The sequence below is a fragment of the Asanoa siamensis genome (assembly GCF_016862555.1).
In the GTDB taxonomy this organism is placed as follows: domain Bacteria; phylum Actinomycetota; class Actinomycetes; order Mycobacteriales; family Micromonosporaceae; genus Asanoa; species Asanoa siamensis.
This window is the reverse complement of record NZ_BONE01000081.1, coordinates 1-13,833: the sequence shown is the minus strand read 5'-3', so window position 1 is coordinate 13,833 and position 13,833 is coordinate 1. Positions and strand designations below refer to the sequence as shown.

Below are 13,833 nucleotides of genomic sequence, written 5' to 3'. Positions count from 1 at the left end.
CGGGCGAGGCCCGTACCCGGCTATCAAGGGGTTGGATCAGTTGTAGCTGCGGACCCGCACGTTCCGGATCTCGATCACGTCGCTGTTGCCGTGGTTCTGCAACCCGACGAAACCGCTGAGGAACTGCCGCATGTCGGTCGGCGGGTCACCGGCGCGCGACGAGTTCTTGCCCGGCGTGTTGTCGAACTCGTTGATCACCACGCCGTTGCGGATCATCGTGTAGTGCTGGCCGACGACGCGGATCTCGTAGTCGTTCCAGACACCCTTGTCGGTCGCGCCGGCCTGGGCCAGCGTGTTCGGGTCGAAGTTGTAGACGGAGCCGGTCTTCTGCGGCTCGCCCGTGGCACCGTCGTAGATCTGGATCTCGTGACCGCAGAAGATCGCGACCCAGGCCTGCGACGAGCGTGCCGATCCGACCGTCCCGCAGGAACCCGCCGGGCGCTGCTCCAGCGGGGTGCGCGGGTCCGGGAACCGGACGAACACACCGCTGTTTGCCCGGACGGCGTCCGGCGAGATGTCCTTGAACTGCAACTTGATCGAGTAGTCCGCGAACGCCTGGTCCGCGTACCACAGCATCCCCAGGCCGCCGCTGCTGCGGATCGACCCGTCCGGCCGGAGGCCGAAGTTGCCGCTGGGCGCCTGCCGCCAGCCCGCCAACGAGTACGCGGAACCGTCGAAGATGGTCTGGTAGCCGTTGGTGGCGCCGATCGGCGACTGGGTGCCGGTCCGCCGCAGCGTGTTGGCCTCCTGGTTGTCGATGACGTGGGCCGTGGTGAGCTCCGTGATCACCGTTTCCAGGTGGTCGGCGAAGGCACCGCGGTTGGGCCACGTCGTCTCGTCGTCGATCAGGTCGTTGATCGAGCAGCCGCCGCCGACCTGCCGGTTGGCCACGCCGCTGTCGGTCTCCAGGAAGTAGACCGTCGGTCGGGCGTCGGCCGCGACACACCCGGCGGTGACCGGGATGCTCGACTCGACGACCTCACCGTCGGCGTACGTCGTCTTCAGCTTGGCGGTGAAGGTGCCGTACCGCTTGTATGTGTGCTTGGGGTGCGGCGCCGTGGAGCCCTTGGTGTTGTCGCCGAAGTCCCACTCCCAGGCGACACCGCCGACCCGGTTGCTGTTGAACTCGATGGTGCGCGGCGTGGTCGGGGTCGCCGACTTCGCCGTGGCCAGGCTCGGGTTCGGGGTCGCCTGACCGCCGGTGTACGTGATCCGGATCAGCTTCTGGTTGTTGTGCAGGCTGAAGAAGCCGCCGGCGTAGTCCAGCATGTACAGCGCGCCGTCCGGGCCGAACTTGGCATCCATCCAGGACTGCAGCTGGGTCTGTGCGTTGGTGCCCGGCGGGATGATCCGCCGCAGGTCCTCGGCGAACGCCGGGGGGCCGGCCTGGCGGGCCGTCTCCGGGTTCACCGTCACGGCGATCCGGTTGTTGCCGTTGGACTGGTCACCGATGAACCACTTGTTGTCCCAGTACGCCGGCCACGCCACACCGCTGTTGACGTCGACGTTCTCGCGCTGGTAGGTCGGACCGTCCATGATGGCCTGTCCACCGCCCGAGAGGTAGGGCTGGGTGTAGGTGGACTCGGACTGCACGTAGGTGGGCAGCCCGCTGCCGTCGGTGCGCTTCGGGAAGACCGGGCCACCGCCCTGCGGCGAGTACCAGATCATGTTGTCGCGGATCGGCGGCAGGTTGACCAGACCGGTGTTGCGCGGCGACTCGTTCTTCGGGTTGTCGCAGTCGTACCAGCCGGTCAGCTGGGTCGCGTCGGTGTTGCTCCGGTCGCGGTACGGCTGCCGGTTGCCCATGCAATAGGGCCACCCGTGGTTGCCGGCCTGCGTGATGATGGTCGCCGTCTCGTACTTGGCCGGGCCGAGCTCCGGGCTGGGAGCGCCGGCGTCGGGGCCGACCCAACCGGCGGTGAGCCAGTCGTTGACCGGGTCCCAGGCGATCCGGGCGATGTTGCGCACGCCCATCACGTAGATCTCCGGGCGGGCCTTGCCGCCACCGCCCTCGTGGCCGGTGAACAGGTTGCCGTCGGGGATCGTGTAGGTGCCGTCGTCCTCGGGGTGGATCCGGATGATCTTGCCGTTCAGGTCGTTCGTGTTGCCCGAGGTACGGCGCGCGTCCTGGAAGGACACACCCGCGAACTCCTGGGTCCAGTTGTTGCCGGAGTAGCCGTCGGAGCCGCCGGACGAGTTGCTGTCACCGGAACCGATGTAGAGGTTGCCGGACTCGTCGAACGTCATGCCGCCACCGGCGTGGCAGCAGCTGTGGATCTGCGTGTCCCAGTGCAGCAGGTCCTTGCGGGTCGCCTGGTCGATCGTCTGCGCGGCCTTGTCGTAGGTGAACCGCGAGACGGTCCGCTGGCCGATCCGCTTCTCGCGGTCGATCGACTCGTGCGGCATCCAGTAGACGTAGACCCAGCCGTTCTCGGCGAACTTCGGGTCGAGCGTGATGCCGACCAGGCCTTCCTCGTTCTTGACGAGCTCGCTGCCGCTGCCCCGGTTGCCCATCACCTTCAGCGTGGTGAGGAGCTTGACCGCCTTGGTACGCGGGTCCCAGGAGTGGATCGTGCCGCAGCCGAGGCCGACGTTGGGGTTGGCCCAGTCGACGACCGGGCCGCTCGGGCAGGCCGCCTTGCCGATGTAGAACACCGTGCCGTCGGGCCCGATGGTCAGGCCGTGCGGCTCGCCGATCTGGTCGAGCTGGCCGGGCTGGTTGACCGCGGTCAGCCGCTCGACCTTGTAGTTCGACGCGATGGTCGCCTGGCAGTCACCGCGCACGAGGCCGGTGGTCCACTGGATCGCGCCCAGCAGGTGGCCCAGGAACTTGGTGTCGGTCGTGTAGCTCGCGTCGGTGCGCCCCATGCCCGTGTAGAAGGACCGGCCGCCGTCGTAGTCGCGGCACCAGGAGATCGGGTGGAACGCGCCGTTGCCGGACAGGCCGGCGTTGTAGGTGTGCTCCTGCACCTGGGCGATCGTGTGCACGTTGCCGGTCGGGTTCGGGTCCCAGTTGATCCACTGGTCCGACCGGGTCCAGGTGAGCGGCAGGCCCTTGTTGGCCGGGTGCTGGCGGTCGGTGACGCTGACCGTCGCCTGCTGCACGTTGGCTTCCGGCGGCGGGCCGGCGTCCGGGCCGATCAGGAAGATCTCGGCGAGCTGGGTGGCCGACTCGCCGCTGTTGGCCGTGATGTCCAGCCGATACCACTGGTAGGCGGTCGTGTTGGTGAAGGAGAACTGCCGGGTCTGGAACCGCTGGTCGAACACCTCATTGGTACGGGTGTCGAGGTCGGTCCAGCTCTGGCCGTCGTTGGAGCCCTGCAGCTTCCAGCTCCGCGGGTCCCGGCCGGCGAAGTCGTTGGCCGAGGTCAGCGCGTACCGGTTGATCACCGTCGGCGCGCCGAGCTTGCCCTGCACCCAGGCGGTGCGGGCGAAGGCAAGCCACTTGGTGCCCGTGCGGCCGTCGAAGAGCTGGGCCACGCCCTCGTTCGGCGTGTTCTGGGCGCTGGCCGCGAGCTCCACGACCTTCTCGGCGTTGGGCAGGCTGGGCGCCGGCCGGCTGCCGATCAGGCCGGTGAACCACTCCGAGCCGGGCTGCGCCCGGGCCGCGTCGTGGACGCCGACGAAGCCGCCGCCACCCTTGACGTACGCCTGGAAGGCCGCCTCCTGGCTGTCGTTGAGCGTGACGCCGTTGGCGGACAGGAACACCACGCCGCGGTACTTCGCGAGGTTGTCCTTGTTGAAGTCGGCCGGGTTGGACGACACCCGGACGGTGAAGCCGTTCTCGGTGCCGAGCTTGCGCACGGCGGCGACGGCGCGGTTGACCGGGTCGTCCTGCTGGTCCACGGGGCCGTGGAAGACCAGCACGTTGACCGCGCCGGCGCCCCAGGTCGGTGCCGCGGCGGCAGCCGGCGGGGATCCCGGGCCGGTCATGATGCCGAGCGTCAAGACGGCCGCCGACGCCAGCGCTATCGCGCGGCGCAGCCTCGGCCGCTTTCGATGGGCCATTCCTGCTCCTTCATGAGGGTCACGGAATCCTGTGGTCACTGGTGGCCTCCGTGCGCCGCCGGCGCACCCGCGGCCGCGGCCGGCGCGTGGTCCGCGCTGTGCGGCGCGAGGGTGCCGTCGGGGTTGAGGACGTGCATCATCGTGGCCATGCCCTGGTCGGAGTGGAACTGCATGTGGCAGTGCAGCATCCAGTTGCCCGAGCCGACCGAGTCACCGGCGACGATCTGCACCCCGAACGTGTCGCCCGGGCCGAGCGTCTTGTTGTCGATGACCGGCACCGAGTCGACCAGCGCCTTGTTGGTGCCGTCGAGCGCGCCTGTGCGGGTGTCCGCCCAGGAGTGCCCGTGCAGGTGGAAGGTGTGCATGTCGTTGCCCATGCCGATGACCAGGAACTCGACCCGCTCGCCCTTCTTGGCGACGATGCATGTCGGCCCCGGCACCGGGTTGACCGGGTCGCAGGTGTCGGTCGCGGCGCCGCGCCGCAGGTTGATCGACTGCAGGTCACCGAACGCGGTCACGTAGGTCCGGTTCGGCCGGACGTCACCCTGCCGGCGCACGATCAGCCCGCCGAACAGGCCGGAGCTCAGGCCCCGCGTGCCGTGCGAGGTGCCGACCATGTGGTCGTGGTACCACCAGTAGCCGGCGCTGCCCTGCGAGCCGGCCGTCGCGTTGCGCGGCTTGGCGTACCAGATGTAGGTGTACTGGCCGCCCGGCGGCACCCACGAGTCGGTGTGGATGGTGCCGTCGGAGGTCGGCGTGTACTTGACGCCGTGGGTGTGCAGCGAGACGCCGAGCGGCAGGCTCGGGTCCTGGCGCAGCGCGGCCAGGGTCGCCTCCGGCACCTGGTTGTGCAGGGTGATCGCGAGGCACTCCCCCTCGATCATCTCGATCAGCGGCCCCGGGTACGACGCCGTCTCCGGGGTCAGGCCGTAGCCGAGCCGGATCTGGGTGCCGTCCTTGGGCAGCTCGACCGCGTAGAGCTGGATGCGCCGGTCCGGCTGGATGCAGCCGTCCGGGCGGTCGCCCGGTGCGAGGGCCGCCAGGGCCGCCCGCTCGGCGCTGACCGCCGCCGGAGCCGCGGCGGGCGCCCCCGGCGCGGCGGCCTGCTGGCCGCCGAACCGGAGGGCTCCCGCGCCGACCAGGGTCACGGCGAGGATCGCGACGGCCCACAGCCGTGGCGCTCCCACCCACCCCGGGCGTGAGGATTCCTTGTCCACTGGTCCTGTCCTTCGCTTACGGGGTCAGCGGGGCGATGCGGATGTTGCGGAAGCTGACCGTGTCCGTGGCGCCGTGGTTCTGGAGGCCGATGTAGCCCTCCGCGTGCTGGCGCCCGTCGGTGCCCGGGTCGTCGGCCCGCGGCGGGTCGAAGACCTGGCCGGGCCCGTTGGTGAACTGGTTGATCAGCTTGCCGTTGCGGAAGATCGAGTAGTGCTGGCCGACCACGCGGATCTCGTAGTCGTTCCAGACGCCCTTGTCCCGCACGCCCGCGTCGGCCAGGTCGACCCGGTCGAAGCCGTACACCGAGCCGCTCTTGTACGCGTCACCGGTCGGGCTGTCGAAGATCTGCAGCTCGTGGCCGTACTTGATGGCCACCCACTCCGGCCGGGGCTCCTGCGGGTGCTGGTGCACCTGCGGGAAGCGGACGAACACGCCGCTGTTGGCGCGCCCGGTGCCGGGGGCGTCGTCCCGCCACTGGAGCTTCAGCGAGAAGTCGCCGTAGGTGCGGACCGGGAACCAGAGCATGCCCAGGCCGCCCTCCTGCTTGCTGGTGATCGAGCCGTCGGCGTTGCGGCGGAAGCCACCACCGCCGACCTGCTCCCAGAGCCGGAACGAGGTGGCCTTGTTGTCGAGCAGCGGCGCGTAGCCCTGCACCGACTCGGCCTTGCCGACGTTGCTCTCGCGGGCGCCGCGGACGAGGCCGTTGCGGTCCTTGAGGGGGATCAGCGAGCGCTGGTGCCAGCGGTCGGCCAGGGTCGTGACGTGGGCGACGAACTCGGCGGTGCCGGCCCACGGGGACTCGTCGAGGACCAGGTCGTTGATCGAGCAGCCGCCCTCGACGACCCGGTTGGCCACGCCCGTGTCGAGCGTGCCCATCCAGACCGTGGTCCGGTTGTCGGCGACCCGGCAGGACGGCGCCGGCGGACCGCTCTCCACCACGGTGAACGTGGCCGAGGCGGTGCTGGAGACGTTGCCGGCCCGGTCGGTGGCCCGGTAGGTGAAGGTGTGCGTGCCCGGGGTGTTGACCGTGACGGGCGCGCCGTAGACCAGGTAGCCGCTGCCGTTCAGCGCGTACTCGACGCGCATCAGGCCCGAGCCGCTGTCGCCGGCCGTGAGCGTCACCGTCGCGCTGCCCACGTACGCCCAGCCGCTGTTGAGCTGGCCGCTGATGGCGGCGTTGACGGTCGGCGGGGTGGTGTCGTTGGACGCCGCCACCACGCTGAACGAGACCGACGCCGGGGTCGACGTGTTGCCGGCCCGGTCGGTCGCCCGGTAGCTCACGGTGTGCGCGCCCGGCTGGTTGACGGAGACCGGCGCGGTGTAGGCCGCGTACGGGGCGCCGTCCAGCGAGTACTCCACGGTGGCCACGCCCGAGTCGGCGTCGGAGGCGGTCACGGTGACCGTCGCCGCGCCGATGTAGGCACCGGTGTTGTCCTTGTTGCCCGCCACGGTCGCGTTGGCCGTGGGCGCGGTGTTGTCGGGGTTCGGCGCGTCCACGACAGTGAACTGCACGCTGCCCGGCGTCGAGGTGTTGCCGGCCTCGTCGGTCGCCCGGAAGGTGACCGTGTGCGCGCCGGTCGCGGTGACGGTGACGGGTGCGGTGTACGGGGCCCAGGCCCCGCCGTCGACCGCGTACTCCACGGTGTCCACACCGGACTCCGTGTCGTCGGCGGTGACGGTGACCGTGGCGCTGCCGAGGTAGGCACCCTGCTCGTTCTGGTCACCGGCGACGGCCGCCGTCACGGTCGGCGCGGTGGTGTCGGGGCCCTGCGCGTCGACGACGGTGAACTCGACCGTCCTCGGCGCCGAGGTGTTGCCCGCCTCGTCGGTGGCGCGGGCGGCCAGGGTGTGCGCCCCCGGCTGGTTGACGGCGACGGGCGCGGTGTAGGCGGCGTACGGCGCGCCGTCGAGCGAGTATTCCACCGTCGCGACGCCGGAGCCCGCGTCGGTGGCGGCGACCGTGACGGTGGCGGCGCCAACGTAGGCACCGTCGCCGTTGCGCTCGCCGGCGACCGTGGCGGTCACCTCGGGCGCGGTGTTGTCCGGGTCCGGGGTGTCGACGACGGTGAAGGCGACCGACTGCGGGCTGGAGGTGTTGCCCGCCTCGTCGGTGGCCCGGAACTGCACGGTGTGGCTGCCGGTGGTGTTGACGGTGACCGGCGCGGTGTAGGCCGCGAAGGCGCCGCCGTCCAGCGAGTACTCGACGCTCTCGACGCCCGACTCGGTGTCGGTGGCGGTGACCGTGACGGTCGCGGAGCCCACGTAGGCGCCGTTCTCGTCCTGGTCGCCGGAGACGGCCGCGGTCACGGTCGGCGCGGTGGTGTCCGGGTTCTGCGGCTCGACCACGGTGAACTGGGTCGAGCCGATCTCGGAGGTGTTGCCCGCGACGTCGGTCGCCCGGTAGCGCACGGTGTGCGCGCCGGGGCTGTTGACCGTGACCGGGGCCGAGTAGGTGCCGAACGGACCCTCGTCGAGCGCGTACTCGACCCGGGCCACGCCGGAGTCGGCGTCGGTGGCGTTGACCGTCACGGTCGCGGCGCCGATGTAGTTGCCGTCGCCGTCCCGCTCGCCCGCGACCTGCGCGTTGACGGTGGGGGCCGTGGTGTCGCCGCCGCCACCCGTGACCACCAGCAGGCCGGTCATCTGGCCGTGGCCGGGGATCGCGCAGAAGTAGCGGTAGGTGCCCGCGGTCAGCGTGACGTCCGCGGTCCAGCGGCCGCCGTTGGCGTCGGACGGGTCCGCGATCAGGTTGAGGTTGACGTCCCGGTTGTAGCGCGGGTCGCCCGTGTCGAACGTCAGCGTGTGCTGCATCCCGGTGGTGTTGCCGGTCGCCGCGCTGTTCTCGAAGACGATGGTGGTCGGGCCGGCGACGGCGCTGCTCGGCACCGACGCGTACGCCTGGAAGCTGTCCCCGGCCGTCCAGGTGAGCACCTGGGCCTGGAGTTGCTGCGCCCCGCCGGGTGGCTCGGCCGCGGCCGGGCGCGTGCCCGACAGGACCCCGGCCAGCAGGACGCTGGCCAACATGACGGTTACGGCGGCGAACGCCGCGGACGGCCGGGCGAACCGGCCGTGTCCGAGCCTGCTGAGCAGGCGCCTTCGCGTGCCTCGTGGCACGACAGAATTGGGCATGTCCGGCATACCTTCCGCAGTTCGACCGACGGATGACATGGCAAGGCAGACCTCGCCGGCCCGCTGGGACGGGTTGGCGATGCCTGGGGAGTCGGGGACGTGGGCGTGGAACGGCGAGCGAGGTGCACTGCTCACGCGCCGTTTACATCGATGAAACAACGTGGTGTGTGGGTGACCCTAATCGCTGATCATCGAACTGTCCACATCTTTCGATGATGTTGACAAGACTTTTATCCAAGCAAGCAAAAGTACGGACGATCCTGATCGTTAGGATCCGTCCGAATGCGACACGTAAGATCCCGTGGCCGCGCGAGATCCTTACTGGAGGGTAGGTTCTCAGGCGCTCTCGGCAGCCAGCCGGGCGCCGAAGGCGGCCAGGGCGGCGCCGGTCACGGCGTCCAGGGCGCGGCGGACCCGGCGGCGGCGCAGCACCCGGCGCACCCGGTGCATGGCGGCGACGACGAGCAGCGACCAGAGCAGCCCGAGCGCGGCGTGGGTCAGCGCGAACACGAGCAGCACCGCGACCGGGGTGCCGGGCCCGAGGAACTGCGGCAGCACCGCGAGGTAGAAGACCAGCACCTTCGGGTTGGTGATGTTGGACAGGAAACCTTGCCGCCAGCCGGCCCAGGCGGTGGCGGCGCGGCTGCCCTGCGCGTCGTCCAGCGCGGCGTAGTCGCCGCGCCAGGCGGAGCGGAACGACTGCGCCGCGAGGTAGAGCAGGTAGCCGATGCCGGCCCACTTGATGGCCTGGAACAGCGGCTCGACGTGCACGACGATCGCGCCGAGACCGGCCACGGCGAGCAGGCCCTGCACCACATTGGACGACGCGATGCCGACCGAGCTCCACCGGCCCTGCCGGCGGCCACCGACGAGGGTGCTGCGCACGGTGACGGCGAAGTCGGCGCCGGGGATGGCGATCAGGACGAGGGCGAAGACCACGAAGGACGCGTACGAACTCCAGCTCACCTCCTCGACCCTACTGCGCTTCGCGCCAGGCGTTCACCGCCAGCCGGCCGGTGGTGCCGAGGTCGATGCCGCCGTCGGGCACGACCTGTTGCTCGGGGGCGCCCGGCGCGGGGCGGACGGCGAGCCGGGCGGCGGTCACGGCGTCGCCGTCGGTGACAGTGTTGCGCCACAGGATCCGGGCCCGGGCCGTGCCTCCGGGCGGCACCGTCAGCGCCTTCGCCGGCGCGTCCCAGGCGTCCGGGGCGCTGACCGGCGCGGAGCCGTTGCCGACCGTGACGGCCGGCGCGGCGCCGGCCTCGTCCAGGACCCGGACGACCGGGAAACCGTTCAGCGCGTACGGGCGGCTGCCGCAGTTGCGCAGCACGATGCCCATGGCCCGCAGGCCGGACGCCCCGTCGACCGGTCCGGCAGGATTGCGCGCCAACCCGCGCAGTTGGCTGTTCGACGCATTGATCATCGAACGCCACTTTAGGCGCGCAGCGCCTCCACCGCGGTCCGCGCGGCTTCGCCGATGGCGAGGTCGACGTCGATGCGGCGGAACTCGAGCGAGCGGGTGCGGGCGAAGACGGCCAGGGCGTAGCGGCCGCCGTCCGGGTACTCGACGACGCCCGCCTCCATGTGCAGGCCCGGGAGGGTGCCGGTCTTGGCCGAGACCGTGACGCCGGGCGGGAAGCCCGAGGCGATCCGGGTCCAGAAGATCTGGCGGCTCATCAGCGCGCGGACCATCGCGGTCGCGGCGGGCGGGCCGGCCTCGTCACGCCAGACCAGCTCCAGCAGGCGGGTGACCTCGCGGGGCGTGCTCGACGTGGTGCGGGCCGGGTCGAAGACCCGCATCGCGCGTACGCGTTCGGCGGGCAGGGTCGGGAAGATCGTCACGAACTCCGCGTCGCTCGTCGCGCCGACGTCCGCGTACATCGACTCCAGCAGCTCCCGCGGCCCGCCCGTGACCCGGGTCCGGGTGAGCCCCAGCTCGGCGGCGAGCAGCGGCAGGACGTCGGGACCGACCCGGCGCAGCAGCAGGTCGGCGGCGGTGTTGTCGGTGACCGACATGGCGAAGTAGGCGAGGTCGCGCAGCGACACCTCGGCGTCGTCGGCGAGGCCCGCGGTGCCCCAGCCGCCGAGCCGGTCCGCGGCCCGCACCAGGACCCGCTCGGTCGGGTCGAGCTGCCCGGCCGCCGCCTGCCGGGCGAACTCCAGGACCAGCAGGATCTTGAAGATCGAGGCCAGCACCACCGGATCGTCAGCGCCCACGGCGATCTCGCCGCCGCGGTCGACGTCGACCGCGTGGAGCTGGGCGTCGACGCCGACGGCGTCGAAGATCTTCGTGATCCGCTCGGCTGGCACGGCACCCGAGGTTACCGCCCGGGCGCGACCGATATCCGTTCGCATATCCTCGGGCGAATGGACCTGGCCCGGCACCTGAGGCAGTTCCTCGTCGTCGCCGACGAGCTGCACTTCGGGCGGGCCGCCGAGCGCCTGGGCATCGCGCAGCCGCCGCTCAGCCAGGCGATCCAACGCCTCGAGCGGGAACTGGGAGTGGAGCTGTTCGACCGCTCCCGGCGGCAGGTCACGCTGACGGTCGCGGGCCGGTTGCTGACCGCGGAGGCACCGACGCTGCTGGCCGCCGAGGACCGGATCCGCCTGGTGCTGCGCAAGGTCGCGGACGGCGAGATCGGCACGCTGCGGGCGGGCGTACCCCCGGAGCTTCCCGCCGCGACCCTGCAGGCGCTGCTGGCGGGGATGGCGGCCCGGACGCCGGGCCTCGACGTGGACCTGCACGAGCTGACCAGCGCCGAGCAGCTCCGGATGCTGGCGGAGGCCCGGCTCGACATCGGTCTGGTGCACCACCCGGTCGACCTGTCGGAGGGCCTGCGGGCCGGGCCGGTGGTCGGGGTCCGCCTGGGCGTGGTGCTGCCCCGGACGTCGTCCCTGGCCCGGCTGCGCGAGCTGGCCCTCGCGGACCTGACGGGCCACGACCTGGCGCTGTTCCCGCGGGCGACGGCACCGGCCTGGTACGACGAGATCCTCGACACCTGCCGCGCGCACGGCTTCACGCCCGCGGCGGTCCGGCACGCCCGCAACCCGGACTTCCTGCTGGGCCTGGTGCTCGCCCGCGGCTGCGTCGCCTTCGAACCGGAGACCACGGCCCGCCGCGAGACCCGGGTGGCCTGGCGGCCGCTGGCCGGGGCGGTGCTGGAACGCCGTACGTCCGCGGTCTGGCCGACCCGCTCGCCGCACCCCGCGGCCGCCACCTTCGGCACGACCGCCGCCGCGGTCCTGGACGGCCCGGCACCGCTCCCCCGCCCGGCGGACCCGGTGCAGCCGTGGAACGTGGTCTATTCCCGGTCACCTGCTGTCGGTCAGCAGGCGGGCGGCCAGGCCGGCGAAGACCGCGGCTGACAGGCGTTCCATGGCGCGGCGGAACCCGGGGCGGGCGGCGATCTTCTCGGACAGGGTGCCGGCGAGCAGGCCGGCGGTGCCGTCGACGGCCAGGCCGATCACGATGAGGACGAGGCCCAGGACGAGCAGTTGCGCGGTGGCCGGCCAGGCCGTCGTACCCGTGCCGATGAACTGCGGCAGGAACGCCAGGTAGAAGAGGATCACCTTGGGGTTGGCCAGGTTGGTCAGGGTGGCCATCAGGAAGGTGCGGCGCAGGGAGCGGCGGGGCGCGGCGGTGGCTTCCAATGCCGCCGTCCGGCTGCCGCGCCAGGTCGCGACCGCGAGGTAGAGCAGGAACAGCGCGCCCGCGAGCCGGATCGCGGTCAGGGCCTGCGGCGCGGCCTGGATCAACGCCCCGAGGCCGAACGCGGCGGCGACCGTGTGCACGGCCAGTCCCGTCGACATGCCGAGGGCGGCGAGCACACCGGCCCGGCGGCCGCCCGCCACCCCGTTGGCCACGATGAACAACAGGTCGGGCCCGGGCGCGAGGGAGATCAGCGCGCAGGCGGCGACGAAGGCGAGCACGAGATGGGCGTCCATCATGGACCTCCTGAGAACGGTGCGGTGAAGCCGTGGCCGAAACAGTTGAACCCGGCGGCCGCCACGCGGGTCGCCGGGTCGGCGTCCCGCAGGGCATGCTGGGTCGCGGCCAGGGCGACGGCCGGCGGCGCCCCCGCCGCGAGCCGCTCGTGATAGGCGACCATCACGGCCGTGGTGGCCAGATCCGGGATCGGCAGCACCGGCGCGACGAGTTGCACCGTGCCGCGGGCGGCCAGGGTGGCGCTGAGGCCGAGCAGTTCGTCACCCGCGTAGACGGCGGCCCGCCCACTGTCACAGGCGGCCAGGCTGACGGTGTGCGGCGTACGCTCCAGGCGCTCGAGGTCGTGCACGAGCAACGGCCCGTCGGCGAGCAGGAGGTCGGAGAAGAGGGGGTTGTCGGTCGACAACCGCCCGTGCGCGGCGAGGTGCAACACGTCGACGGCCCCGAACACGGCCAGCACCCGCTCGACGGTGGCGTCGCCCATCGCCGCGACACCGTGGATGGCCGCGACCCGCTCGGCCTCGACCCGGGCCCCGGGCAACCGCGGTCCGGCCACGACCGCGACCCGCGCCGCCGACTCCCCACGCGTCTGCCGCGGCACAGGATCCGGCCTGACCGGCGGACGCCCGACGACGGGCGGGGGCGCCGCGGCTGCCGTGCACCACAGGGTCGCGGACGGGGACACCGTGACCGGGCGGCCGGCGCAGGACGGGAGGATCGACAACGGCAGGCTGTGGAGGGCGCCCGTCGGCGAGATCACCAGCGGCTCGTCGCCGAGGCCGGCGAGCAGCGCCGCGTCGAGCCGGGCGGCGGCCGCCGTCAGGAGCGCCGTCGCCGCCGCGCGGCGGTCGTCGCCCGGCCGGGCCAGGCGGTGCAGCGCGAACGGTAGGCGGCGCACCAGGTCCGCGATCGGTGCCGCCCGGCCGATCGCGTGGACCCGCAACCGGCCGCGCGCCAGGACCAGCCGGTGCAGCACCCCGTCGGACTCGACGAACGCGACGAACGTCCGCGACCCCAGCGCCGCGCGCAGAGCGTCGAACGGGACCGGCGTCCACCGTGGAGTGCCGCCGCGCGGGGCGTGCGTGCGGACATGGTCGCGGATCCGCCGTTCCAGCGCCACCTGCCGCGGCACCAGCCGCGCGGTCTCGGCCGCGCCCGCGTCGGCGAGCTCGAACGCCACGCCGCGGAGCTGGGCGAGCAGGTCGGCCAGCAGCGGGTCCGCGGGCGGCCGGGCCGGGCGGTGCCCGAGCCGGGTCGCCCGGCCGCGCTCCGCCCACTCCAGCACCCGGTGCGGGCGGCCGTCACGCAACGCGAGGCGGATGCCCAGTGCCGTCAGGTCGCGGCGGTGGGCGGCCGAGTGCACCCGCAGGTCGGTGGCGCCCAGCGAGGCCGCGTGCTCGTCCAGGATGCGCAGGCCCGCCCGGATGGCGCCGACCGCCCTGGCCGGGTCGGTGCGGCGCAGGGCCTCCGCGTACCAGCCGCGGGCCCGGATCGCCGCCGGCACCCGCCGCCGCGCCCACCGGGCCGCCGCG

The 13,833-nt window shown here is 72.4% G+C and carries 9 protein-coding genes; 1 reads left to right on the top strand and 8 read right to left on the bottom strand.

Annotation, left to right across the window (positions count from 1 at the left end; all coding sequences use genetic code 11):
• Positions 1–36: 36 nt before the first annotated feature.
• The 6 genes from Asi02nite_RS33475 to Asi02nite_RS33450 all read right to left on the bottom strand — a co-directional run bounded on the left by Asi02nite_RS33475 (position 37) and on the right by Asi02nite_RS33450 (position 10,665).
• On the bottom strand, positions 37–4,008 hold the full coding sequence (locus Asi02nite_RS33475) for a ThuA domain-containing protein (protein WP_203718026.1): 3,972 nt from the start codon (positions 4,006–4,008) through the stop codon (positions 37–39).
• Between the two features lie 35 nt (positions 4,009–4,043).
• Positions 4,044–5,195: a multicopper oxidase domain-containing protein gene (locus Asi02nite_RS33470; RefSeq protein ID WP_203718025.1), complete on the bottom strand. Its 1,152-nt coding sequence runs from the start codon at positions 5,193–5,195 to the stop codon at positions 4,044–4,046.
• Between the two features lie 46 nt (positions 5,196–5,241).
• Entirely contained in the window at positions 5,242–8,355 is a 3,114-nt protein-coding gene (locus Asi02nite_RS33465) for a 3-keto-disaccharide hydrolase (protein ID WP_444541783.1), read from the bottom strand.
• Between the two features lie 336 nt (positions 8,356–8,691).
• The gene (locus Asi02nite_RS33460) at positions 8,692–9,321 is read right to left on the bottom strand and encodes a LysE family translocator (RefSeq protein ID WP_203718023.1); all 630 of its coding nucleotides are present in this window, start codon (positions 9,319–9,321) and stop codon (positions 8,692–8,694) included.
• Positions 9,322–9,331: 10 nt separating this feature from the next.
• Positions 9,332–9,778, bottom strand: coding sequence for a DUF4232 domain-containing protein (locus tag Asi02nite_RS33455; protein ID WP_203718022.1), 447 nt, complete (start codon positions 9,776–9,778; stop codon positions 9,332–9,334).
• A gap of 11 nt (positions 9,779–9,789) precedes the next feature.
• On the bottom strand, positions 9,790–10,665 hold the full coding sequence (locus Asi02nite_RS33450) for a serine hydrolase (protein WP_239127384.1): 876 nt from the start codon (positions 10,663–10,665) through the stop codon (positions 9,790–9,792).
• 57 nt (positions 10,666–10,722) lie between these two features.
• On the opposite strand from Asi02nite_RS33450, the gene Asi02nite_RS33445 reads away from it, so the two are divergent.
• Complete coding sequence (locus tag Asi02nite_RS33445; RefSeq protein WP_203718020.1) at positions 10,723–11,721, top strand: LysR family transcriptional regulator; 999 nt, start codon at positions 10,723–10,725, stop codon at positions 11,719–11,721.
• Here Asi02nite_RS33445 and Asi02nite_RS33440 read toward each other — a convergent pair.
• Positions 11,668–12,300, bottom strand: coding sequence for a LysE family translocator (locus Asi02nite_RS33440; RefSeq protein ID WP_203718019.1), 633 nt, complete (start codon positions 12,298–12,300; stop codon positions 11,668–11,670). The genes Asi02nite_RS33445 and Asi02nite_RS33440 overlap by 54 nt on opposite strands.
• Positions 12,300–13,833, bottom strand: a 1,534-nt coding sequence (locus Asi02nite_RS33435; RefSeq protein ID WP_203718018.1) for a CHAT domain-containing protein, incomplete at its 5' end; no start/stop codon positions are given. The genes Asi02nite_RS33435 and Asi02nite_RS33440, both read right to left, overlap by 1 nt.